The sequence below is a fragment of the Jeotgalibacillus alimentarius genome (assembly GCF_000829445.1).
GTDB classification, from domain to species: domain Bacteria; phylum Bacillota; class Bacilli; order Bacillales; family Jeotgalibacillaceae; genus Jeotgalibacillus; species Jeotgalibacillus alimentarius.
The window spans coordinates 185,974-206,702 of record NZ_JXRQ01000008.1 but is presented as its reverse complement, the minus strand read 5'-3'; the positions used below and the strand labels follow the sequence as shown (position 1 = coordinate 206,702).

The 20,729-nt window shown below is 42.0% G+C and carries 28 protein-coding genes; 5 read left to right on the top strand and 23 right to left on the bottom strand.

Features of this window, described 5'->3' with window-relative positions:
- Positions 1 to 10: 10 nt before the first annotated feature.
- Entirely contained in the window at positions 11 to 1,069 is a 1,059-nt protein-coding gene (gene spoIIP / locus KP77_RS17455; RefSeq protein ID WP_052473911.1) for a stage II sporulation protein P, read from the bottom strand.
- A gap of 60 nt (positions 1,070 to 1,129) precedes the next feature.
- On the bottom strand, positions 1,130 to 2,137 hold the full coding sequence (gene gpr, locus KP77_RS02105; RefSeq protein ID WP_041121070.1) for a GPR endopeptidase: 1,008 nt from the start codon (positions 2,135 to 2,137) through the stop codon (positions 1,130 to 1,132).
- A gap of 240 nt (positions 2,138 to 2,377) precedes the next feature.
- Between gpr and rpsT the strand changes: the two genes are divergently transcribed.
- Positions 2,378 to 2,632, top strand: a complete 255-nt coding sequence (gene rpsT / locus KP77_RS02100; protein ID WP_041121069.1) for a 30S ribosomal protein S20 — start codon at positions 2,378 to 2,380, stop codon at positions 2,630 to 2,632.
- A 225-nt stretch (positions 2,633 to 2,857) separates the two neighbouring features.
- On the opposite strand, the gene holA is transcribed toward rpsT, so the two are convergent.
- A complete protein-coding gene (holA, locus tag KP77_RS02095) occupies positions 2,858 to 3,880 on the bottom strand; it encodes a DNA polymerase III subunit delta (RefSeq protein WP_041121068.1) in 1,023 nt (340 codons plus the stop codon).
- A gap of 273 nt (positions 3,881 to 4,153) precedes the next feature.
- Between holA and KP77_RS17755 the strand changes: the two genes are divergently transcribed.
- Positions 4,154 to 4,288, top strand: a complete 135-nt coding sequence (locus KP77_RS17755; protein WP_041121067.1) for a YqzM family protein — start codon at positions 4,154 to 4,156, stop codon at positions 4,286 to 4,288.
- 28 nt (positions 4,289 to 4,316) lie between these two features.
- Here the strand turns inward: KP77_RS17755 and KP77_RS02085 are convergent, their stop codons facing one another.
- The 11 genes from KP77_RS02085 to KP77_RS02035 form a co-directional block, all read right to left on the bottom strand.
- Positions 4,317 to 6,527, bottom strand: coding sequence for a DNA internalization-related competence protein ComEC/Rec2 (locus KP77_RS02085; protein WP_235420651.1), 2,211 nt, complete (start codon positions 6,525 to 6,527; stop codon positions 4,317 to 4,319).
- Positions 6,528 to 6,568: 41 nt separating this feature from the next.
- The gene (locus KP77_RS02080) at positions 6,569 to 7,048 is read right to left on the bottom strand and encodes a ComE operon protein 2 (protein WP_041121065.1); all 480 of its coding nucleotides are present in this window, start codon (positions 7,046 to 7,048) and stop codon (positions 6,569 to 6,571) included.
- 60 nt (positions 7,049 to 7,108) lie between these two features.
- Positions 7,109 to 7,699 carry a helix-hairpin-helix domain-containing protein gene (locus KP77_RS02075; RefSeq protein ID WP_052473910.1) on the bottom strand — a complete coding sequence of 197 codons (591 nt, stop codon included), beginning with the start codon at positions 7,697 to 7,699 and terminating at the stop codon, positions 7,109 to 7,111.
- Positions 7,700 to 7,789: 90 nt separating this feature from the next.
- Positions 7,790 to 8,533: a class I SAM-dependent DNA methyltransferase gene (locus KP77_RS02070; protein WP_041121064.1), complete on the bottom strand. Its 744-nt coding sequence runs from the start codon at positions 8,531 to 8,533 to the stop codon at positions 7,790 to 7,792.
- On the bottom strand, positions 8,533 to 8,889 hold the full coding sequence (rsfS, locus tag KP77_RS02065; RefSeq protein WP_041121063.1) for a ribosome silencing factor: 357 nt from the start codon (positions 8,887 to 8,889) through the stop codon (positions 8,533 to 8,535). The genes KP77_RS02070 and rsfS overlap by 1 nt, the downstream gene beginning before the upstream one ends.
- Positions 8,890 to 8,891: 2 nt before the next feature.
- Entirely contained in the window at positions 8,892 to 9,455 is a 564-nt protein-coding gene (gene yqeK, locus KP77_RS02060) for a bis(5'-nucleosyl)-tetraphosphatase (symmetrical) YqeK (RefSeq protein WP_041121062.1), read from the bottom strand.
- The gene (locus KP77_RS02055; RefSeq protein WP_235420643.1) at positions 9,445 to 9,996 is read right to left on the bottom strand and encodes a nicotinate-nucleotide adenylyltransferase; all 552 of its coding nucleotides are present in this window, start codon (positions 9,994 to 9,996) and stop codon (positions 9,445 to 9,447) included. Before KP77_RS02055 ends, yqeK begins: the two co-directional genes overlap by 11 nt.
- A gap of 20 nt (positions 9,997 to 10,016) precedes the next feature.
- Positions 10,017 to 10,319 carry a ribosome assembly RNA-binding protein YhbY gene (gene yhbY / locus KP77_RS02050; RefSeq protein ID WP_041121060.1) on the bottom strand — a complete coding sequence of 101 codons (303 nt, stop codon included), beginning with the start codon at positions 10,317 to 10,319 and terminating at the stop codon, positions 10,017 to 10,019.
- Between the two features lie 4 nt (positions 10,320 to 10,323).
- Positions 10,324 to 11,151 (bottom strand): shikimate dehydrogenase, encoded by an 828-nt coding sequence (gene aroE, locus KP77_RS02045; RefSeq protein ID WP_052473909.1) that lies wholly within the window; start codon positions 11,149 to 11,151, stop codon positions 10,324 to 10,326.
- A 19-nt stretch (positions 11,152 to 11,170) separates the two neighbouring features.
- Positions 11,171 to 12,277, bottom strand: coding sequence for a ribosome biogenesis GTPase YqeH (yqeH, locus tag KP77_RS02040; protein WP_041121059.1), 1,107 nt, complete (start codon positions 12,275 to 12,277; stop codon positions 11,171 to 11,173).
- On the bottom strand, positions 12,274 to 12,795 hold the full coding sequence (locus tag KP77_RS02035; RefSeq protein ID WP_041121058.1) for a YqeG family HAD IIIA-type phosphatase: 522 nt from the start codon (positions 12,793 to 12,795) through the stop codon (positions 12,274 to 12,276). Before KP77_RS02035 ends, yqeH begins: the two co-directional genes overlap by 4 nt.
- A gap of 289 nt (positions 12,796 to 13,084) precedes the next feature.
- Between KP77_RS02035 and sda the strand changes: the two genes are divergently transcribed.
- Complete coding sequence (gene sda / locus KP77_RS17750) at positions 13,085 to 13,201, top strand: sporulation histidine kinase inhibitor Sda (protein ID WP_084218553.1); 117 nt, start codon at positions 13,085 to 13,087, stop codon at positions 13,199 to 13,201.
- A 111-nt stretch (positions 13,202 to 13,312) separates the two neighbouring features.
- The gene (gene sigK / locus KP77_RS02030; protein WP_041121215.1) at positions 13,313 to 13,978 is read left to right on the top strand and encodes an RNA polymerase sporulation sigma factor SigK; all 666 of its coding nucleotides are present in this window, start codon (positions 13,313 to 13,315) and stop codon (positions 13,976 to 13,978) included.
- Here the strand turns inward: sigK and mtnN are convergent.
- Positions 13,975 to 14,667, bottom strand: a complete 693-nt coding sequence (mtnN, locus tag KP77_RS02025) for a 5'-methylthioadenosine/S-adenosylhomocysteine nucleosidase (protein WP_041121057.1) — start codon at positions 14,665 to 14,667, stop codon at positions 13,975 to 13,977. The two genes, sigK and mtnN, sit on opposite strands and share 4 nt — an antisense overlap.
- Positions 14,668 to 14,863: 196 nt before the next feature.
- Here mtnN and KP77_RS02020 point away from each other — a divergent pair, with 196 nt between their 5' ends.
- Positions 14,864 to 15,064: a YrzA family protein gene (locus KP77_RS02020; protein WP_041121056.1), complete on the top strand. Its 201-nt coding sequence runs from the start codon at positions 14,864 to 14,866 to the stop codon at positions 15,062 to 15,064.
- A 42-nt stretch (positions 15,065 to 15,106) separates the two neighbouring features.
- On the opposite strand, the gene KP77_RS02015 is transcribed toward KP77_RS02020, so the two are convergent.
- From KP77_RS02015 to KP77_RS01980, 8 genes are all read right to left on the bottom strand, one after another.
- A complete protein-coding gene (locus KP77_RS02015) occupies positions 15,107 to 15,820 on the bottom strand; it encodes a DUF1510 family protein (RefSeq protein WP_041121055.1) in 714 nt (237 codons plus the stop codon).
- A 231-nt stretch (positions 15,821 to 16,051) separates the two neighbouring features.
- Positions 16,052 to 16,528: a transcription elongation factor GreA gene (gene greA, locus KP77_RS02010; protein ID WP_041121054.1), complete on the bottom strand. Its 477-nt coding sequence runs from the start codon at positions 16,526 to 16,528 to the stop codon at positions 16,052 to 16,054.
- Between the two features lie 115 nt (positions 16,529 to 16,643).
- Positions 16,644 to 17,279, bottom strand: a complete 636-nt coding sequence (gene udk / locus KP77_RS02005; protein WP_041121053.1) for a uridine kinase — start codon at positions 17,277 to 17,279, stop codon at positions 16,644 to 16,646.
- A gap of 313 nt (positions 17,280 to 17,592) precedes the next feature.
- Positions 17,593 to 18,240 carry an O-methyltransferase gene (locus KP77_RS02000; RefSeq protein WP_327063100.1) on the bottom strand — a complete coding sequence of 216 codons (648 nt, stop codon included), beginning with the start codon at positions 18,238 to 18,240 and terminating at the stop codon, positions 17,593 to 17,595.
- Between the two features lie 153 nt (positions 18,241 to 18,393).
- On the bottom strand, positions 18,394 to 19,578 hold the full coding sequence (mltG, locus tag KP77_RS01995; RefSeq protein ID WP_084218552.1) for an endolytic transglycosylase MltG: 1,185 nt from the start codon (positions 19,576 to 19,578) through the stop codon (positions 18,394 to 18,396).
- Between the two features lie 98 nt (positions 19,579 to 19,676).
- Complete coding sequence (locus KP77_RS01990; protein WP_041121052.1) at positions 19,677 to 19,958, bottom strand: DUF1292 domain-containing protein; 282 nt, start codon at positions 19,956 to 19,958, stop codon at positions 19,677 to 19,679.
- Positions 19,959 to 19,968: 10 nt separating this feature from the next.
- Positions 19,969 to 20,388: a Holliday junction resolvase RuvX gene (gene ruvX, locus KP77_RS01985; RefSeq protein WP_041121051.1), complete on the bottom strand. Its 420-nt coding sequence runs from the start codon at positions 20,386 to 20,388 to the stop codon at positions 19,969 to 19,971.
- A 2-nt stretch (positions 20,389 to 20,390) separates the two neighbouring features.
- Entirely contained in the window at positions 20,391 to 20,657 is a 267-nt protein-coding gene (locus KP77_RS01980) for an IreB family regulatory phosphoprotein (protein ID WP_041121050.1), read from the bottom strand.
- Positions 20,658 to 20,729: the final 72 nt, after the last annotated feature.

The following is a 20,729-nucleotide window of genomic DNA, read 5'->3' as shown; positions in this document are numbered from 1 at the left end:
ATTGCACACTTTACGGGGCATTCACAGGGGTTGATTCAAGCATATATTCACTCATCGCATCTGTGAATATTTCAGCGGTTGCTTCGAGCTCCTCGAACTTGTTATCCACTCCGCCGAGCTCGAGTAAGATTGAGCCCGGAGACAGGTCCTGATTAAACTTTCCGTTGGTGTGCTCACCTTTTTTCACATACACACCACGCGATAGTCCAGGGATTTTGCTGTTCATCCGGTCATGAATCGCTTCAGCAAGTTCTCTGTTTGTTTCACTGCCTTCATGGTCTCCCCCAACGACAAAAGCCACTTTTGCATAACTTTGATCGTTGTATTGTAATGTCGTAGCTTCTCTTCTCACTGAATCCCTGTGCACATCAATAAAATAATCAAGTGTGTCATTAGAAGCAATCGCTTCCTGGACAACACTTTTTGAAACGTCATAAGCCTGCCAGTAATCTTTGCCAATTGTATTCAATTGAGCAACCATATCTGTTGTATCCACTTTTACAGGAATGCCATTTTCATGGAAGAATGTTTTAAAGTATTGGCCGGTTTGGGTGATATTCACTTTTGAATGATGAGCAAGGCTAGGGTTAGAGGTATCCGGCAGATACGGCAAAAAAGATTCCCTGGAATGAGTGAAGTAGATAAAGACACGCGGGTTATCCGACTGTTCTATATCTGCAGGCGCCTGGATAACCTCCACTGCTTCGCCTTCTTCACCGCTGAAAAACCAGTCTGCAGGCGGTACAGATTCTGAGGGCTCAGGAAATTCATTCGCCAGTGCTTCAGTACTGAACCCTTCCAATGCAAGCCAGTTTTCGGGATTGAAGACGGTCCCCGATAATGAAGACCACACATTTCCAAGCTCGTCGCCTGGTGCCAGGTGGGCATATTCAGTTTGGAGCATCAGGAAAACAGCGCGCTGTGGCAGTTCCTCAGGGAGATCAAATGAAAATGACATGACCTCTCTTTTAATATCCGGCATATACAGTCCGGCTGCCATGACTGAGATCAGAAGTAGAAATGTTTTTAAAAATAAATTGATTGAATACAATGACTGCGTTTTTTTCACCAGGGCACCTCCTGATTAAAATCTTTTTGCAGTATATGCATTCAATCAATTTTCAGAACGTTATTCAGGATAGTGGAGGGCCTGATCCAGTGCCGCTGCGAGCATATCAGACGCCTGTTTGATATAGAGGTCCGTTTCTTTTGGTGTGACAATCAGGTTTTGTCCGATCGGAGACAGTATTTCCTTAAACAGTTCCTGCTGCTCTTCTTCAGACAAACCGCCGATTAAGCCCATATAAGCATTTTTTTCATGGGGTTCCGCTTCATTTTGATTTAATTCTTCAATTGACCGCTTCGTCATTAATAAGGAAGACGGTCTTTCATCCTGACTTAACTTCATTTTGATCGTTTTTTCAAAGTAACCGAGCGTGTCTTTCGTAATTGAGGCAGCATCTACTACAGTCGGAATACCAATCGCAATGACAGGTACGCCAAAAAGATGACTGTTGATTTCCTGACGGTTATTCCCAACACCGGCTCCCGGATTAATACCTGCTGAAGACAGCTGAACCGTGGTGTGCAGTCTTGAAGCTGATCTTGCAGCGAGCGCATCGATGACGATCACAGCACCGGGCTTATACTCATTGATCACACCCTTCAGTGTAGAGGCTGTCTCCATACCTGTCAGACCCATCACGCCCGGGGCTAAAGCAGTTGTTCTCCTGAAGCCACCTTCAACTGCTCCAGGCTCCACTTCAAACAGATGATTCGTTACAAACACTTTTCTGCACACTTCAGGACCAAGTGCGTCAGGTGTAATCTGCCAGTTACCGAGTCCAGCAATCAGTATCGGTGTATCTTCTTTAACATCCAGCTCAATCAGAAACTGTCTGATTACACGGGCAAGAGCCTGCGCTGCTTTCTCAACCCATTCTTCACTTTGCGTCCGCAGCTGGGGAGCTTCAAACGTCCAGTAGCTTCCTTCTTTTTTACCGGTTGCAGCAGCAGCTGCCTTACTTACATATATTTTCTTCAGCGAAAATTCGTTAATCGTTTCTTCTTCAATGGTGAGTTCCTGTTTGCCGGCGAGTTCATAAGCTTCAAGTGCGAGGTCAGTCCGGAAAGCCATCTGCTTCACTTCCTTAATGGAATTTTTATTTAGGGTGATACCGAAGCCTCTATTCTATTCTTTATCCAAATAATTATTTTCACGACTATTGCATTCTCCCGGTCTGTTTGATAAAATATCCCTTGTTCTTATGTAATTGAATCTAACCGGTTCCTTACGAGAAACCGTATGCCGTAAACGGCGTGAATCATGTTAATCGAGTTTTTAAAAGTCCTCGATTCAGTTCGGGAGGTGACATAAATGCCAAACATTAAATCTGCAATCAAACGCACAAAGACAAATGCTGCTCGCAACGAAGCGAACATTCAGCAGAAATCATCAATGCGTACAGCGATCAAGCGTTTCGAAACTGCTGTTCAGAACGATTCTGACAACAAGACGGAATTACTTTCAAGCGCTGTAAAACAGCTGGACAAAGCTGCACAAAAAGGGCTTATTCACAAAAACAACGCAGACCGTCAAAAGTCTCGTCTAACGAAGAAGCTTAACGCATAATAAAAGACCGATGCTCAATTTCGAGCATCGGTTTTTTTATTTGGCAATGTTAAAGTTCAATGTTGTGTTAGCACAGCTGGTGATTGCAGCGGAAGGGGGACGACTCCAGCAGGAGCAGCGTGACAGGTGAGACCCCGCAAGCGCCCGCGCTGAGGAGGCTCACCGCACGCCCTGCGGAAAGCGTTCCCCCTGCAGCGGAAATCACCAGCCCCTTTTACAGAGTTTTTATTTTACAAACGCCGGCAGTCTGGTAATAAACATTTCAAGAATCATCTCTTTTCTGCCGGTTGAAGACTTTAAGGCAAGATCGCATGACGCAAGCTCGAGCATCACTTTTTTCAGATGATCACCTGAAAGCCTCGACGCATGCTGACCAGCCAGCTTTACTCTGAAAGGATGGACCTTCAGCCGTGAGGCAATCTGCTGCTGACTGAATCCTTTTTCACTCATATTTTTCACCTGATAGATGAGTCTGAACTGGCCGCTCAGCAGTGCAAGCAGCTTTAACGGTTCTTCTTTCTGCCTGAGCAGATCATGATACAGTTCTATCGCCTGAGCCGTTTTTCCGGTTAATGTGTATTCAATCAGATCAAACACATTATGCTCAACTGACTTAGGAGTCAGCAGCGCTACATCTTCAGCTTTTATCACATCAGCACCCTGGGCATAGAGTGCAAGCTTATCAATTTCCCCTGCAAGCATAAAAAGATTCGTCCCTGCTAAAACGGTCAGCTTTTCAACCGCTTCATCCTCTATTTGCATCCTGTGATCAGCTACTTTGCTTTTTATCCAGGCTCTGATATCATTCACTGTTAATTTTTTCGCCTCAATGACCGTTGCCGACTTTTTCGTCAGCTTCGTAATTTTTTTACGTTCATCAAGCTTTTCTGCAGGAACATGGATAACAAGTACTGTGTAAGGTGCAGGAGACTGAAGATAAGCTTCGAGTACGTCAGTCGGCTGTTTTTCTTTTTTCTTATCCGCTGTATAAAACATCGCCCCGTCGACAAACACAAGCCGCCTCTCCCCCATAAAAGGAAATGACTCAGCATCCTCTACAGCTGCTTCAAGACTACCTTCATCAGCAAGATCATGTAAAGAGAAATTAAAATCCATCTCAGCTTCCGGTATGGCATGCCGGATCAGCAGCTGCTTTGTTTCATGAAGCAGATAGTCTTCTTCACCGTATAATAAATAAACAGGTGCCAGCTGTTGTTTTTTTATCGCAGTCCATTCTTTTACAATCACTAATATCCGCCTCACTTCAATATGTATCTCCACTATTGTATAGGAAATCATCTTCCCTATACAATAGCAGACGGGCAGAAGGTGCCTGCCTTATATAAACACTTTACAACCGGGCCCGGGTCACCGGATGTAAAGCTGTTTGTGCTATAGTATCTGTATCCATTTATGAATTATTTGTGATAAGCTGAGATTAGCGTTGATTTTTATATGGTAACTATGGATTTTTATAAAACGATGCTCTATACTTTAAATTGTATAATAGGAGGGGTAACCATGAATGAATTCGAACAAAATGTTCAATCGAAACGAAACGACCTGATTGATTCCGGCGTGGCATTTGTTGTCTCATTTGGATTTTTCGCTACATTATTCATCGTAGGAACAGTCATCTCAGTCGTGGGATCCTAACTTTCTCTAAAGAGCCTTCAGGGCTCTTTTATTTTTTATTATCATATGGCAATGCATGCTCAAAAGTGCCATGATGACCTTCAAATATATACCTGATCGCTCCATGTTCCGCTGTGATATAGACCTGGCTTCCTGCTGTCTGTAGCCTTTTTAAAACATCTGTATGAGGGTGGCCGTACATATTATCTTTTCCTGCTGAAATAATCGCGGTCTCCGGTTTCACTTTTTCCAAAAACGCCTGTATCGTTGAAGAATTACTGCCATGGTGTGCCACTTTGAGCACATCAATATCATCAAATTGTTCCATCAGAGCAATCTCAGTATTTTCTCCAATATCACCTGTAAACAACCACTTTTTCCCTCCTGCTTCAGCGGATAATATCAGCGAAGCATCATTTCCTTCATAGTTCTCACCCGGGACAAGTAATGTAAATTCTGCATTACCTGCCTGCCATGAAAGCGTTTCTGATATTTCTTTTACAGGCGTTTGCTGCGCCTGCAAAGTATGTAACAGCTCTTTCATTTCTTCTTTCTCTGTTGAACCTGCACTGGTCCATACTTCACTGATATAAAGCTCCTTTGAAAGATCTGCCGCACCTCCAATATGGTCCCAGTCATGATGCGTCAGGATCATCAGGTCTATTTTAGAAACCCCCATACTTTTAAGGTAAGGAAGAACGATATTCTGACCGACTGAATAATCGCTATCTGCTTCACCAAACTGAACCTGACCGCCGGTGTCAATTAATATATTCCCCTGTTTATACGGCAACTGGATCAGCACACTATCCCCCTGCCCTACATTAATGAAAGTAATACTGCCCCTGCTGCTTATATATGGCGCAACAGTCATTGTACCAATTAACAAAACCGTACTTATAATTGAATGTAATTGTTTCTTCCGCTCCGAGAAGTAGAGGATGAGGTAGCAGAAAATAATGAGGATGACTGTTTTGACTAGACCTGGCTTCCCTGTAATCAGGACTGAAAACCTGATATCTGATATAACAGCTGAGATATTCTCTGTATGATGGATGATCAATGAAGGGAAAGATGCCAGAAGAACAGCAGCATCCATTGATAAAAAAGACACGAGATAGATCAGAATAAATGTGGGGAGAATAATCATTGTGTACAGAGGAACATAAAACATATTGACGATAAAAGAGGATAGGGAAAGCTCATAAAAATGCCAAAGTATGATCGGCAGCGCACTCAGCTGTGCAATGGCAGTAACCGCAAGCAGACTGACAGATTTATGCTTAAACCGCAAAATAAGTCCTGATGAACATGCCAGCGCAAAGCTGACGACGTAGCTGAGTTGAAAACCTGCCTGGATCAGTTCAAGCGGAAACAGAAATAAGTGAATCATAAAAACAGTACAGAGGATATGAACGAGCGGGAGCCGTATAAATAAATACTGAAGACATAATCCCAGGAGAACCATTCCAGTTGCACGCAATACAGGCGGTGCTGCACCAGCCATTACAGTATAAAGTGGCAAAATCATAAACATCCCCAGCCTGACAGTCTCTTTCGTCAACCCCAGCCTGAGACCGGTCAGCCAGATCAATAATGTAATCATCCCTACATGCATACCGGAGATCGCGAGCAGATGAATGACGCCGAGACGCTGATACATCCTGACCTGTTCGTCTTCCATTTTACTCCGGTCCCCAAATAATAACGCGTTTGCAATGCCAAGGTTGTTTGAAGGAAAAATATATTCTGTTCTTTCAATTCCTTTGAATCTGATCATGTTTAATTTTTCGAATACTGATTGATCACTCACTTCACAGCTGTTAACGTTCTCGGCCAGGAAAATCCAGTGGATGTTTTGAAAATATAAATAGTTACGGTAATCAAAAGCATGGAAATTCTCTGCAGATGAAGGCCGGATCAGTTCTCCCGTCCATAGACATTGTGATGAGTCCGGCAGCCTGTCAACCAGACTTTTATGCTTTTCAGGAATCATGATGATCAGCTTTTCGTCTTTATGAACCGCTTCTGCTCTTTGACTTTTTGAACCGGTAAAAGGGGATATTATTTCAAGTGTGAGGTTTTTTGTATCCGCGCTGATCGTCGTGGTTAGCGAGTTGAGGTGATGATCTGTATGAAGAAAGAAGAAGATGGATATACATAATGAGGTCAGGATACATAATACTCCGGGAGATTTAAAAAGTATGAACAAAAAGTAAAGTAAGAGGATAGGAATCAGTTCGGGTTGATATGCCCCCACAGCACCAGTTAAGGCTGCAGGGGCACTATACAGCAGAATCTTCAATTTGTACCGCTTTGCTCAGCGGGCGTCATCAGCTGTTCAATTGAAGCGGGGTCAAACGGGACGCACTCAGTTTCGACTCCTGCCTGTCTGAGAAGTTCAATTGCATAAGGATGATTTTTATAATCACTGGCATAATAAATTTTTGAGATACCCGCCTGAATAATTGCCTTAGTACACTGCAGACATGGAAAATGCGTAACGTACAGGCTTGCACCTTCAGTAGCTGCACCAAACTTGGCACATTGAAGGATTGCGTTCATTTCAGCGTGGATCGTTCTGACACAGTGATTATCGATGACATAGCACCCTTCATCGATACAGTGCGTTCCTCCTTTGATCGACCCGTTATACCCGCCGGCGATAATACGCTGCTCACGGACGATTGTAGCGCCTACAGTGAGCCTTGTACATGTACTTCTCAGTGCAAGCAGATGGCTTTGTGCCATAAAGTACTGATTCCAGGAAATCCGATTCATTTTTGTATGCCTCCTGACAGCTGCTGCTGTATATGATTTTGTTTCTGTTAAGATTCGCTGCTAAAACGTGCTGATGAATTCCTTCAGTTGTTCAAATGTTTTTTCACCGATACCTGAGATATTCATAATATCTTCAATCGTTTTAAAAAAACCGTTTTCCTCTCTATACTGAATAATTGCTGCAGCTTTAGATGGTCCAATGCCGGGTATTGTCTCAAGTTCAGCGGCTTTAGCTGCGTTAATATTAATTTTATCAGATTGTACCGTCTGAGTTACAGCCTCTTCAGATAATTTCTCAGGAACAATGATGACCATTTCATCAAATAGTTTTTGCGCCATATTCACTGCAGTCATATCTGCAGAAGGTAATTCCCCGCCTGCCTCATCTATGAGATCAATAACTCTGTCACCGATATTCATCTCGTACACACCTGATTGTTTAATGGCGCCTTTAATATCAACATATATGATACCGGCTTCTTCAGCTGAACCCTGTACTGCTCCTTCTTTAGATTCTGAAGGACTTTCATTGAGCGGGCTTGAAATGGGCGTGGTACTTTGTGAAGGCTGGAAGAATAGAAAAATGGAGATAATAAGTAGCGGGATAAGGAAGAAAATATATTTCTGGTGGTTTTTGAGCCATAACAGCATTGTACAATCCTCCATGAAAGCAGAAGACTGTCAGAAGATTACTTTTATTATAAGACGGATGAAAAAATTGTCAACAAAAAACACGAAGAGTTATCTCTTCGTGCATGTAATAAAGATGCGTTCACTTGTGTCTGAAGGTTCTTCATCTGTAAAATCCGCCGTAACAGACTCCACTTTAAATCCTGCTTCAGTAAGCCACGCTTTATATTGATCGATCGTAAACGTCCGCTGTTTATGAAATTCGTCAAACCTGGCATACAGGTCTCCTTCTTCTTTTATAAAAAAGGTCAGCTCATGCTCAGCGCTGTTTTCAAATTCACCTTCAAATGAGTTCCAGATGTATGCTGCTTCTCCATCATCATAAGAGTAAGTCTGGCCCACAAACAGTTCATTTACTTTATACACTGAATGCACGTCAAACATGAAAATCCCGTCTGAAGCGAGCATGTGATGCATATTGTTAAATGTCTGTCTGACTGCTTCTTCTGTTTCAAGATAGTTCAGGGAATCACAGAAGATTGTAATCAGATCAAACTGCCCAAGTTCACCGGCTTCAGCCATATCCATCTGGAAAAACCGGATGGATTGCCCTGCTTCCATCGCTTTTTGCTGCGCCATGGAGAGCATAGATTCAGAAAGGTCAATGCCGATCGTTTCAAACCCATGAACAGATGCTTTAACCGTCCATTCACCTGTTCCACAGCCGACATCAAGCAGTCTTGTCCCAGTGACCTGAAAATGGTCCTTCTCACGTAAGAGGACACTCATCCATTCGTCATAAGGGACATCACTCATCAGCCGGTCATATACATAAGCAAACTGATCATAAGCCATTAGCTGATCGAGCTCGCCATGTCTTCAATCTGAGCGTCTCCCCAGAGCTTTTCAAGCTTATAATAATCTCTTTCTTCACGATGGAATACATGTACAATGACATTGCCAAGGTCAACAAGCACCCATCTTGCTTCATCGTAACCTTCCAGACGTTTGACAGTGTAACCCTCTTCTTCTGCACGGTCCTTTACTTCTTTAGCAATCGCCTGTACCTGCTTGTCAGAATTACCATGGCAGATCACAAAATAATCTGCGATCAGTGAAATCCCCTGCATATTCAGTGCGACGATATCTTCTGCACGCTTATCGTCTGCTGCTTTATATGCAATTGATAATAATTCGTTTTCTTTAGACATTCTCATTTCTCCTTTTGCGTGAATTCGTTATAGGTTGCCAGCGTATCCGGAAATACCGGCTGGCTTTTGCTGATCAGAAACTGAATGGATTGCTTAAGCGCTATTTTCATTGCCTGGTCAAGGTTCTGACCGGCAGTTTCTCTGACATTTTCAACACCGCTGAATGTTCTGCCCGGTTCTATATAATCTGCAATATAAATGATTTTTTCAAGCTTACTCATTCCCGGTCTTCCAGTTGTATGATATCTGATGGCATTCAGAATATCCTCATTTGTCACGCCGTGCTGTTCTTCTGCCAGCACTGCCCCAACAGGAGCATGCCACAGTTCATGATGAAAGTTCAGTAGTTCAGGATTTAAGTGCCGGCTTAAAATGATTTCTTTCATTTCCTGTTTATCATGAAATTTTGCCATATCATGAAGGGCTGCTGCGAGTGCAGCTTTTTCCGTATCTTCATCATGTGTTTTCGCAAGCTTTATGGCTGTATCAATGACGCCGAGCGTATGGATATACCTTTTTTCAGGAAGTATGCCTTTTACAACCTCTTTTGCTTCTTCAAGCTTCATAAAGTCCCTCCTCGAGAATATATCGGTACGCACGGTCATGAATTAAATATCTGCAATCCTGCTTTTCAGCCAGGCGTTTTCTGATAACGGTTGATGACAGTTCCATCACCGGCCCACTGATCATGGTTACGTGATCAGCCTGACCGCTTTGATAGCCGGGTCTTTCAAATCCGGCAAAGGTAACCAGACACATTAATTCCTCAATACGGTGCCAGGTCTGGAGTGACTCTATCATATCACCACCGATAATAAAGAAAAATGCTGTATCCGGTTCATGATGTGTTAAATGGCTGATCGTATCAAATGTATAAGAAGTGCCTTCTCTTTGGATTTCAGTCAGGTCAAGCTTAAAATAAGGTACATCTTCTATACTTTTTTCGATCAGCCGGCATCTGTCTTCCACACTTGTCTGACTTGACAATTTTTTATGCGGCGGAACGGCATTCGGCAGGAAACGCACTTCATCGAGAGACAGCGCATGATAAGCCTCATTAGCCATAATTAAGTGGGCGATATGGATCGGGTCAAATGTTCCGCCCATCAATCCTACCCTTTTTTTCATTATTTTCTTACTTTCGGCAGTTCAATTTTTTTATTTTCACGGGACTCTTTGTAAAGCACAATTGTATGGCCGATAACCTGTACAAGCTCTGCTTTTGCACCTTTTGAAAGCGCTGCTGCCACTTCATCTTTATCTTCTTCACAGTTTTGAAGAATGCTTATTTTAATCAGTTCACGGACCTCAAGCGCTTCTGAGATCTGCTTGATCATATTTTCATTTACGCCGCCTTTACCCACCTGGAAAATTGGTGATAAGTTATGTGCTTCTGCACGAAGAAATCTTTTTTGTTTACCTGTTAACATAATTTCACTCCTGATTCATATCTTGTGTAATTTTATTGATCATTGACGCTGTATCGGGTTCTCTGTCAGTCCATTTTTCAAATGCCAGGGCCCCCTGGAAGACAAACATACCAACTCCGTTTAGTATATCCGCTCCGGCAGCTTCAGCCTTCTTCAGATATTGCGTCTTTAAAGGATTATAAATAATATCAGCTGCCAGTGATCCTGCTTTCATCTCTGAAGCATCAAGTGCTTCCTGATGAATATGAGGATACATCCCCTGGGACGTTGTATTAATAATGATATCAAAACGGCCAATCTGTTCCTGTGCTGCAGCCAGGTCCATACTGTCACCGGTCAGGCCATGTGATTCGATCAGCTGATCAGCTTTTGTCACTGTACGGTTGGCGATGCTGATTTTTTCCGCACCAAATGAGTGCAATGAGCCCGCAATCCCTTTTGCTGCACCACCTGCACCAACGATCAAAATGTCGCTGCTTTTCACTTCCTGAGCAGTACGCTTTGTCAAAAGAGACTTCAGAAATCCATGGCCGTCTGTATTATAGCCATAACTTTTCCCATTTCTGATTACTACTGTATTGACTGCACCCAGCTCTGCTGCACTGGCATCTATCTCATCCAGATACTGAATAATATTTTCTTTATGTGGAATGGTCACATTATACCCTGTAAAATTTTCTTTTTCGAAGTCTACAACCTGCTCCCGGAGCTGATCAGGAGAAACTTCAAATGCCTCATAGCTTCCTTTTAATCCACATTCCTGCAGCCAGGTATTATGCATAAAAGGCGACTTGGAATGATGAATCGGATAACCGATGACTGCAAGCTTCATAAGTTGCTCCCCCTCCCCATCAGATTAATGACTTTCTGACAATCGCACTTACGCCTTCCGGAACATAAGCGGCAACTTTTACGCCGGGTTCGTTAATTGTAATCCACCCGAGACCTGAAAATACAATATCCATTTTTCCTTCTTTTATATTAAACTCATGACGCTTTAAAGAAGGGAATGATTCGAGATCCTCCTGCCTTGGTGGTGATAGCATGTCTCCGAGGTGACGGTCATATAAATCGTCTGCTTTTTCAAGCTTAGTTCTGTGAATATCCAGTTCATTTGAAAAATAGCATGTGAAAGAATTTCTCTTCCCGCTTATAAAATCAAATCTTGCCAGTCCTGCAATAAAAAGAGTCTGTTCTTCATTCAACTGAAACACTTTTGGTTTCAGTTCTTTTTTCGGCAGCACTTTTTTTAAGTCCTGCTTGTTCACAACGTGAGCCATCTGATCACGGTTAATAATACCAGGCGTATCAATGATAGCCTTACCGTCATCAAGCGGAATTTCAATCATATCAAGGGTCGTTCCAGGGAACTGGGATGTTGTAATAATATCCTGCTCACCTGTTACTTCTTTAATAATACGATTAATTAATGTGGACTTGCCAACATTCGTACAGCCGACAACATATACATCACGGCCTTTACGCTCTCTGTCAATTGCTTCAAGCACATCCTGAATATGATGACCTTTATCAGCACTGCAGAGCAGGACATCAATCGGTTTCAATCCCATCTGACTCGCTTCGTACTTCATCCAGTTAATCAGTTTGTTTGTCTTAACAGACTTAGGCAGTACATCGGCTTTATTACCAATTAAAAGAACAGGATTTTTGCCTACAAAGCGATGAAGCCCTGTCAAGAAACTGCCGTTAAAGTCTGAGATATCGACGACTTTAACGATCAGCGCATCTGCTTGCCCAATACCATTAAGGATCTTCAGAAAATCATCATCTGTCAGCGCAACGTCCTGTACCTCATTGTAGTGCTTCAGCTTAAAGCAGCGCTGGCATACAATCTGCTCTCTTTCTAAGCTGGATGGAGGCGCATAACCCAGACCATCTTTATCAGTCGTCTGAATCTCCACACCGCAGCCGATACAAGTTATTTTTTCCTCGCTCACTTTTTATCCTCCCACTGGATCATGTTTTTTCTTTTAAAGAAGTTCAGCAGTCTTTTTTCAATGACACGGTTAAACTTTGTGAAAAAACCATCCGTTTTTGCTACTGGTACAACTAAAATGGTATAAAGCTTATTTAAGTTACCACCTAATACGTCTGTCATCAGCTGATCCCCAATGACAACAGTTTCATCTTTATTGACATTCATATCTCTGATTGCACGTCGGAAAGCACGTCCCATCGGCTTTCTGGCATGATAGATGAAAGGAATACCAATCGGGTTTGAAAATGCTTCAACTCTCAGCTGGTTATTGTTTGACACAATTGTGACCAGGATGCCTTCTTTTTGCATCTCCTCAAGCCATGCAATCAGCTTAGGTGTGGCATTTTTTCTGTCCCATTCAACCAATGTATTATCAAGATCCGTAATAATCGCTTTTATTCCCTGCTCTTTAAGTTTAGCAGGTGTTATTTCAAACACGCTGTCAACGTATTCATTAGGCAAAAATAGTTTTATCATTGTTCTCCACCTCTTCACTTCAAGTCTATATCATACATCATCTGCATGGTTAGTTCAAAATGAATCTTTTATTAAGCTATTACACAAATCGTTCGACAAATATCGTCTTTCCCTTTTTCCTGTGGATAACTTCACTGCCTGTCAATCGTCTGACCTTATCATATATTTATCCCTTATTAACAACTTTTACACAGGTTATACACGACCGCCTGTGGATAAGGGAACGCTTGTTCTTTATTCAATGGTCTGATACGATTTTGCTATGGATAATTGAAAGGAGAACAACTTCATGAATGAACTATCACTTGAGGCTTTAATTCAGGCTTATGAAGCAGCAAAAAAACAAAAGCTTTCAGACGACTTTCTGGAGCTCCTTGAACAGGAAATTTTAAAGAAAAAGAATTAAAGAAACTCGAGATAAATGAGTAGGACTGGCAAGTTTTCTGATTTTTTTCATACGGTTAAATAACCGGTGAAAGGAGGAGAAGACTTGTCATTTTTTTTAATTTTATCTGCGATGATTGACCTGCCGGCACTGACAGGCTATTTTAAGCAGAACGCTTTTCCTGAACCTTTAAGTAAAGAGGAAGAAAAGGATGCGATTCTGAGGCTTCAAAATGGCGATGATGAAGCAAAAAATCTGCTCATTGAACACAACCTGAGGCTTGTTGCACATATCATCAAGAAATTTGAAAATACAGGAGAGTCTGTAGAGGATCTGATTTCAATTGGTACAATCGGATTGATTAAAGCAATTGACAGCTATTCCTATGATAAAGGAACAAAGCTTGCGACCTATGCAGCCAGGTGTATAGAAAATGAAGTGCTCATGTTTTTACGTTCTCTGAAAAAAACCAAAAAAGATATCTCTCTTCATGATCCAATTGGTGAAGACAAAGACGGACACGCCATCAGCCTGATAGACGTCCTGCAGAGTGAAGATGAAGAAGTGGATGAGCTGATTGCTCAGAAGATGAGCGGTGAGAAGATCAGACAGGTCGTTACAAAACTCGATGACAGGGAGCGTGAGGTGATTACTGCCCGATTTGGTATGAATGGCCAGGATGAAAAAACGCAGCGGGAGATCGCAAAGGAGCTGGGGATCTCGAGAAGCTACGTTTCAAGAATCGAAAAAAGAGCATTAATGAAATTGTTTCATCATTTTGATGATGACCAGGATTAAAGTTCTTCCGTCATTTGCATAATCAGGTTCGCAGAATTGACTGCTGCCGTTTTAAGATACTGATCAAATGATACGTGGGATTCCTTACCCGCAATATCAGAGAGTGATCTGATAATGACAAACGGTGTCTCATATTGATGTGCCACCTGGGCAATTGCTGCTGCTTCCATTTCAAGCGCCTGCAGATTGTCAAATTTACCCTGCAGTGCTTCAACTCTCTTCGGATCATTCATGAAAGAATCACCTGTTGCGATCAACCCGGCAACAGACTTGATATCGCTGATTGATTTTGTACATGAAAGAGCTGTTTCTTTAAGCTTTGCATCCGCCACAAAAGCAGCAGGCATGCCCGGAACCTGTCCATATTCATAATTAAAAGCAGTTACATCAACGTCATGATGTCTTACTTCATTAGAGATGACTACATCCCCAACACTTAACGACGGGTCAAAACCGCCGGCTGATCCTGTATTAATAATACGATCCGGATTGAATCTTTCCATTAGAATCGTTGTTGTCATCGCGGCATTTACTTTACCAATGCCACTCTTAACAAGCACAACTTCTTTTCCGCGAAGAACGCCGGATGTAAATTCACTGTTAGCAATGGTCTCCGTCCGTATATTTTCCATACTGTTACGGAGTAATTCAACCTCTTCTTCCATTGCACCAATTATTCCAATTCTCATCAAAACCCCTGCCTTCTCTGTCAATCTGAAAACTTATTAGAACTTACCATAACAGCCCGTAAAGTTCAATCATCCCGTGGTATAATGTCTTATCATCAGGCTATGTTAAAGTTGTTGTTTTCCGCTGAAATCACCAGTTTTTATAAAACAGCATTGGACTTTAACATATACTAAGCTTAAAGAAGGGAGAACCGGGATGAGTTTTCAGCTTGATTTGATAAAAGATAAGGTAGAGTTTTTTGAAGCGGGCACGTTACCTGAACTTGAGAAAAAAATACAGGTTCAAATTGATAATAACCAGGCATTAATGCTGTATGTACACCAGGTACAGCACCAGACAGTATTCACGCCTGAAGGCAGGCCTTATTATACAGCGAGTGTACATTTCAAATCATAAAAAAGATGCTGCAATGACTGCAGCATCTTTTTTCAGGTTCATTTACAGTTCATCAACTTTTACAGGTTTCCAGCCTTTTTTGTCTATCCATTCCAGGTGTACACTGTATTGTGCAGCGGGAGCATCAGGTGATGACACTTTTACAACTGAGTTTTGCGGGCCTCCGTCATTTCCAACCCACCATACAGTCATCGTATTCATATCAAGACCTGTCGCGTAAGCAGCGGCTTTCAGCTTTTCATTCCAATCCACGCTGCCCTCCACGTAGGATGAAGTGTGTTGCCCTGTTTGTTCTGTGCCAACAGGTTTCCATTCCCCATCATCCGGGCTTGCAGTTTCCCCTTCTGCAGCTGTATCACGCTCTTCTTTTTCACGTTTTTTCTTTTCAGCTTCTTCTTTTTTCTTTGCTTCTTCTTTCTTTTCTTTCTCTGTCTCAGAGGCGTTGTTATCCTCATCAGACTCACGGTTTGTATCGTTATTTTCCTGCTCTTCATCCTCAGCGTCTATTTCAGCTACAGACAGTTCATTGTTTTCAGAGTCTTCATTTTCACTGTCATCATTTTTAGAAGCATTCTCCTGGACCTGTTCAGCAATTGATTTTTCTTCTTCAGGTTCAGCTGCCTGATTTTCATTACTCCCCAGGAAAATAAATGCCGATACACCTGCGATCAGTAATAACACTACTGCAATAGAACCGTTTAACAGTATATTTTCTTTCCTTTTTTTGCTTTGTAATTTTGTTCTGGAATTATTCATTTTCTCACTCCTCGTTCAACTCTTCCCTGATCATATAAATCTAAACCAGCATATCATGAGCACCTGCTCTATTCACAAGAGCCGCTATTCCTTTTATCAAAACAGGACGTCCGACCTGCATGTATTAGACGCATATAACTGATAAAAGTTACATCCAAATAAAAAAAGAGACTGAACAATTTCTTCAGTCTCCGCTAGCGGGGCATTGCACCCTATCTGAGCAGTATATACTCAGTTGATTGATGTAATACGGACGTCCATGTCTCCGCCCGGGGTCTGTACTTTCACTTCATCTCCTACTACCCTGCCAATCAGACTTTTCGCAATTGGTGAATCATTAGAGATTTTTCCTTCAAATGGGTCTGCTTCTGCACTTCCGACGATTGTGTATGATTCTTCGTCACCATCAGGAAGTTCAACAAATGTCACTGTTTTACCAAGAGAAACGACGCCGTCAAGCGCCTGATCATCTTCAATAATTTTTGCATTACGGATCATAGACTCAAGTGTTGAGATGCGTCCCTCAACGAATGCCTGCTCTTCTTTAGCAGAGTCATACTCTGAGTTCTCTGAGAGATCCCCAAAGCTTCTTGCGATTTTAATTCTCTCTACAACTTCTTTTCTTTTTACTGATTTCAGGTTTTCAAGCTCGTGCTCAAGCTTTTGTTTACCTTCTTCAGTCATTGGATATACTTTTTCGTTTGCCAAATCCCTTCACTCCTTTAAAAAATGCATGAGTTCTTTCATGCTATGTGATTGAAACCCCTTTTATGAAGTATGCTAAAAAGAGGATAAATTATCCTCTTCAGCCTTTGCTATCATATTACACAATAGACTTTTGTTCAAGAATTGTTTGAATTTTCGTTACCATCAAATCGATCGCAACGTGATTTTGTCCGCCTTCAGGAATAATAATATCAGCATAACGTTTCGTCGGCTCAATAAACTGATTATGCATCGGGCGTACAACATTGATGTATTGATCAACAACTGAATCAATTGTACGTCCTCTTTCATTAATGTCACGCAGCATGCGGCGGATTATCCGAAGATCAGAATCTGTATCCACATACAGCTTAATATCCATCAGATTTCTGAGACGCTCGTCTTCTAACACTAGAATACCTTCGACGATAATAACATCTTTCGATTCTACAGGAATTGTTTTTTCAGATCTGGTATGAACTGTATAATCGTATACAGGCTTATCAATCGCTTTACGTTCAAGCAGCATACCGATATGCTCGATCAAAAGATCATTATCGAATGCCAGCGGGTGATCGTAGTTTGTTTTTAGACGCTCCTCATAAGGAATATCGCTTTGATCTTTATAGTAGTAATCCTGTTCAATAATGGCGATTGACTGATCCTGAAAGACATCATAGATTGCTTTTGTTACAGATGTTTTCCCTGACCCTGAACCGCCTGTTACACCAATAATAACGGGTTTATTTTTCATTTTGCCGTTAGCTCCTTTCTCATTCTCATTGAGTGGACGCAGCGGCTTATTCACTTTAAATTTTGCAATTTGAAGCGGATGTATAGCAGCGTCTAATTCTATTACTTTCGGCTTTATTAAAGTCAGTTATTGATTTTCGATTTCTCCTGCAGGAGTCGTCCCTTGCGCTACAAACAACAGCTCTGCTAAAGAAATTTATTACTTTAACATCGCTCTCATGTTAAAGCTTCCAAAATATAATTCAATCATAAATTGGGCTGTTTTCACAAGTTTTGAGTTTTCTTTGCAATGCGCGCTGAACGATGGCAGCGAATCATTGAAATGGTTTACTTTTTTTACTGATTGTCAGACCGTCGCCCACAGGAAGGATGACAGTGTGATAATCTTCATTTGCTGCGATCCACTGGTTGAAGCGGTCAAGCTTTCTGAGCATTTGCCTGACGTTCCGGCTTTCGTTGCCTGTCTGTTCAGCTACTAACCCTTTAAACAGGACATTATCTGTATATACCGTCACATCATCAGTAAAGTACTGTTCGTACATTTCAAAGAATCGGATATTCTGGCTTTTCGCAGCATCAATAAAGGCGGCATCGAATAGCCCGAAGGATGAAACCTCTTCAGAAATCTCAAGTGCATCCCCTTCGAGCAGGTGGATACGATCCTGAAAACCTGACTTTTGAACAAATTCTCTGGCCAGCTTCGCTCTGACAGGATCCCGCTCAATTGATACGACCTGAGTCTGTGGGAGGGCCTCAGCCATTCTGACAGCTGAATACCCGATTGCCGTCCCAATTTCAAGGATCCGGGCAGGATTTTGTACTCTTAGCAGCTGAAGAAGTGTTTCAATTCCTTCAGTCTCCATAATCGGCACCTCATGAATACGCGCATATTCAGCCATCTCATCAGCCAGCTCTGAACGCGCGGGATAGAGACTTTTAATATATTGATGGACTTTATCCACTATTTTCTCACCTTTTCTGATCTCAGGATCCATAAAAAAGAGCGTTCACGTACTACCCCTGAAAGGGCTGTAGTGATAAACGCTAAAAAATACTTTACCTATTCTAACATAAAATCAGAGGGAAAGTGAATGTTCTTTCCCTCTTTCATCATTTTATTCCTCATCATTTACACTGTAGATGAACTGTTCTGCTTTCTGCTCATGCTCTTCAAGCGTTTCTGAATAATACATCGCGCCGTCTTCAGCTGATGTCAGGAAGTAAAAGTAATCTGATTCCTCCGGGTTGACTGCCGCTTCGATTGATGTCGCGCCAGGTGCTGCAATTGGCCCCGGTGGAAGTCCCTGTACCTGGTACGTGTTATAAGGATCCTGTATTTCAAGATCCTCAAATAGCACTCTTTCCTGCCACTGACCTTTTGCGTATAGCACTGTCGGGTCTGTCTGCAGCGGCATGTCGTATTCAAGCCGGTTGTAGAATATCCCTGCAATCATGGACCTGTCAGTCGTGGCTGCAGCTTCTTCTTCAAGCAGCGAAGCCATCGTAATCAGATCATGTACAGTCATAACTTTTGCTTCATCAGCACCTGCTCCTGTATAATCACCTGCAGCGAATTCAGGGAGCAGATCCCGGTAAGGCGCTACATTTGTATCCATGGCATCAACCATTTGGGTAATAATCTCTTCAAGAGAAGGATTTTCCTCATAGTATGGATAGGTGGCAGGGAACAGATAGCCTTCAAGTGCGAGCTTTACATCTTCACCTTTCACTGCTTCAGTGATCAGCGAAGGATATTGTTCCATCAGAGAGTTAATAAAAGCTTCATCCGTTACTTTTTCCATAAACTCTTCCTGCGTATAGTCGGTGTTTTCAGCAATAATGTCGCCGATCTCTTCCAGTCTTAATCCTTCTGGAATGGTTACGTTAAACAATGGCTCATGATAAACTCTTCCAGTCTTCAGACTTTCTGTAATTTCACTGAGTGTCATAGCCGGAGACAGATTATACGTACCTGCCTGAAATTCTGATTCATTGTTAAACTTCAGGTAGTATTTATAAACCTGTGCATTTTTGATGACGCCGCTATCCTCAAGCGTCTGTGAGATTCCATCCACTGATGAACCGATTGGAATTTCAACAGAAATCGCGTTTTCATCTGTCTCATCCATTGGTTCTAGCGCTGAACTGATATATGAATAAGCCCCAAGTGCTGCGCCAATTGATAAAAACATAAAGACGATCAATAAAATAAATACAATCTTTCTTACCTGTCTGGCTTCTTTTTTTCTTTCCTGCAAGTTCAGCTTCCACTGATCTATTAAACTTGATTTTTCGCTCAATCAATTTCCCCCCAAAAACTGGTGCTCAATTTTCTCAATGGTCTCATTATACAATAAAAATAAGCGGGGGCAAATAGCTGCCCCCGCTTTCGGATATCTTACTCGTTTTCTTCCTCATCAAGGAAAGTATTCAGCATTTCCTCAATCAGATCCCATTCTTCCTCTGATTCAACAGGCTTCAGTTCGCCTTCAGAATTTTCATCATTCGGTTCGAATGATGACGCATGGATTTCAATCTCTTCTTCCTCTGTATCTCCTACTGGATAGTAAAGTACATAAGATTTTTGAAATTGATCTGAGTCAAAAGTAAATAGTACTTCGCATAGTACTTCATTTCCCTGCTCATCAATTACTGTAATTTGCTTTTCTCCGTGTTCCATTTCAGTCACCTCATTTAGTATTGCTGTCCAGATACCCCTGAAGGATCATAACAGCTGCCATTTTATCAATTACTTTTTTACGTTTACCTCTGCTCATATCTGCTTCAAGCAGAACACGTTCAGCTGCCATTGTACTCAGCCGTTCATCCCAGTAGACAATCTCAGCATCAACTCTTCTGCCGAGCATATCACCATATCGCTGACTGGCTTCAGCCCGTGGCCCAAGCGAATTATTCATATTCTTAGGAAGACCGATGATGATTTTGGAAACGTCGTGTTCTTCAGCTATTTCTATGATCCGCTTAAAGCCGAACTGACCGGCAGCTTCATTAATTTTAACAGTTTCAATCCCCTGGGCTGTCCACCCGAGGTCATCACTGACGGCGACTCCAATTGTTTTAGAGCCGACGTCAAGTCCCATAATTTTCATTTTCAACCCTCTTTATGCTGCTGAAGGTAAAACTTCACCAATTCTTCAATAATTTCGTCCCGTTCCAATTTACGGATAACATTCCTCGCATCCTGATGACGTGGAATATAGGCTGGGTCACCTGATAAGAGATACCCCACTATCTGATTGATCGGATTGTAGCCTTTTTCTTCGAGTGCTTCAAATACCTGAACAAGAACACGCTGTACTTCCTGATCAGCTGAATCATCTCCAAAGTCAAACCGCATCGTTTTATCAAATGAGCTCATCAACAACACCTCACTACGGAATCACATTCATTCCAATTATCCAACTATTGCTATTGTACACCAGATAGCAAC

Excerpts from the sequence above, each read along its gene's own strand:
- rsfS (WP_041121063.1), bottom strand. The coding sequence starts at position 8,889 with ATGTCTAAAGAAAACGAATTATTATCAATTGCATATAAAGCAGCAGAC.
- KP77_RS02015 (WP_041121055.1), bottom strand. The coding sequence starts at position 15,820 with ATGAATAATTCCAGAACAAAATTACAAAGCAAAAAAAGGAAAGAAAAT.
- KP77_RS01990 (WP_041121052.1), bottom strand. The coding sequence starts at position 19,958 with ATGGAACACGGAGAAAAGCAAATTACAGTAATTGATGAGCAGGGAAAT.
- KP77_RS02070 (WP_041121064.1), bottom strand. The coding sequence starts at position 8,533 with ATGGCTTATGATCAGTTTGCTTATGTATATGACCGGCTGATGAGTGAT.
- udk (WP_041121053.1), bottom strand. The coding sequence starts at position 17,279 with ATGAAAAATAAACCCGTTATTATTGGTGTAACAGGCGGTTCAGGGTCA.
- KP77_RS17755 (WP_041121067.1), top strand. The coding sequence starts at position 4,154 with ATGAATGAATTCGAACAAAATGTTCAATCGAAACGAAACGACCTGATT.
- KP77_RS02020 (WP_041121056.1), top strand. The coding sequence starts at position 14,864 with ATGAGTTTTCAGCTTGATTTGATAAAAGATAAGGTAGAGTTTTTTGAA.
- sigK (WP_041121215.1), top strand. The coding sequence starts at position 13,313 with ATGATTGACCTGCCGGCACTGACAGGCTATTTTAAGCAGAACGCTTTT.
- KP77_RS02035 (WP_041121058.1), bottom strand. The coding sequence starts at position 12,795 with ATGATAAAACTATTTTTGCCTAATGAATACGTTGACAGCGTGTTTGAA.
- aroE (WP_052473909.1), bottom strand. The coding sequence starts at position 11,151 with ATGAAGCTTGCAGTCATCGGTTATCCGATTCATCATTCCAAGTCGCCT.
- yhbY (WP_041121060.1), bottom strand. The coding sequence starts at position 10,319 with ATGTTAACAGGTAAACAAAAAAGATTTCTTCGTGCAGAAGCACATAAC.
- yqeK (WP_041121062.1), bottom strand. The coding sequence starts at position 9,455 with ATGAAGCTTGAAGAAGCAAAAGAGGTTGTAAAAGGCATACTTCCTGAA.
- KP77_RS01980 (WP_041121050.1), bottom strand. The coding sequence starts at position 20,657 with ATGAGCTCATTTGATAAAACGATGCGGTTTGACTTTGGAGATGATTCA.
- ruvX (WP_041121051.1), bottom strand. The coding sequence starts at position 20,388 with ATGAAAATTATGGGACTTGACGTCGGCTCTAAAACAATTGGAGTCGCC.
- sda (WP_084218553.1), top strand. The coding sequence starts at position 13,085 with ATGAATGAACTATCACTTGAGGCTTTAATTCAGGCTTATGAAGCAGCA.
- mtnN (WP_041121057.1), bottom strand. The coding sequence starts at position 14,667 with ATGAGAATTGGAATAATTGGTGCAATGGAAGAAGAGGTTGAATTACTC.
- gpr (WP_041121070.1), bottom strand. The coding sequence starts at position 2,137 with ATGGCTTTCCGGACTGACCTCGCACTTGAAGCTTATGAACTCGCCGGC.
- KP77_RS02075 (WP_052473910.1), bottom strand. The coding sequence starts at position 7,699 with ATGCTGTTATGGCTCAAAAACCACCAGAAATATATTTTCTTCCTTATC.
- rpsT (WP_041121069.1), top strand. The coding sequence starts at position 2,378 with ATGCCAAACATTAAATCTGCAATCAAACGCACAAAGACAAATGCTGCT.
- KP77_RS02055 (WP_235420643.1), bottom strand. The coding sequence starts at position 9,996 with ATGGGCGGAACATTTGACCCGATCCATATCGCCCACTTAATTATGGCT.
- KP77_RS02080 (WP_041121065.1), bottom strand. The coding sequence starts at position 7,048 with ATGAATCGGATTTCCTGGAATCAGTACTTTATGGCACAAAGCCATCTG.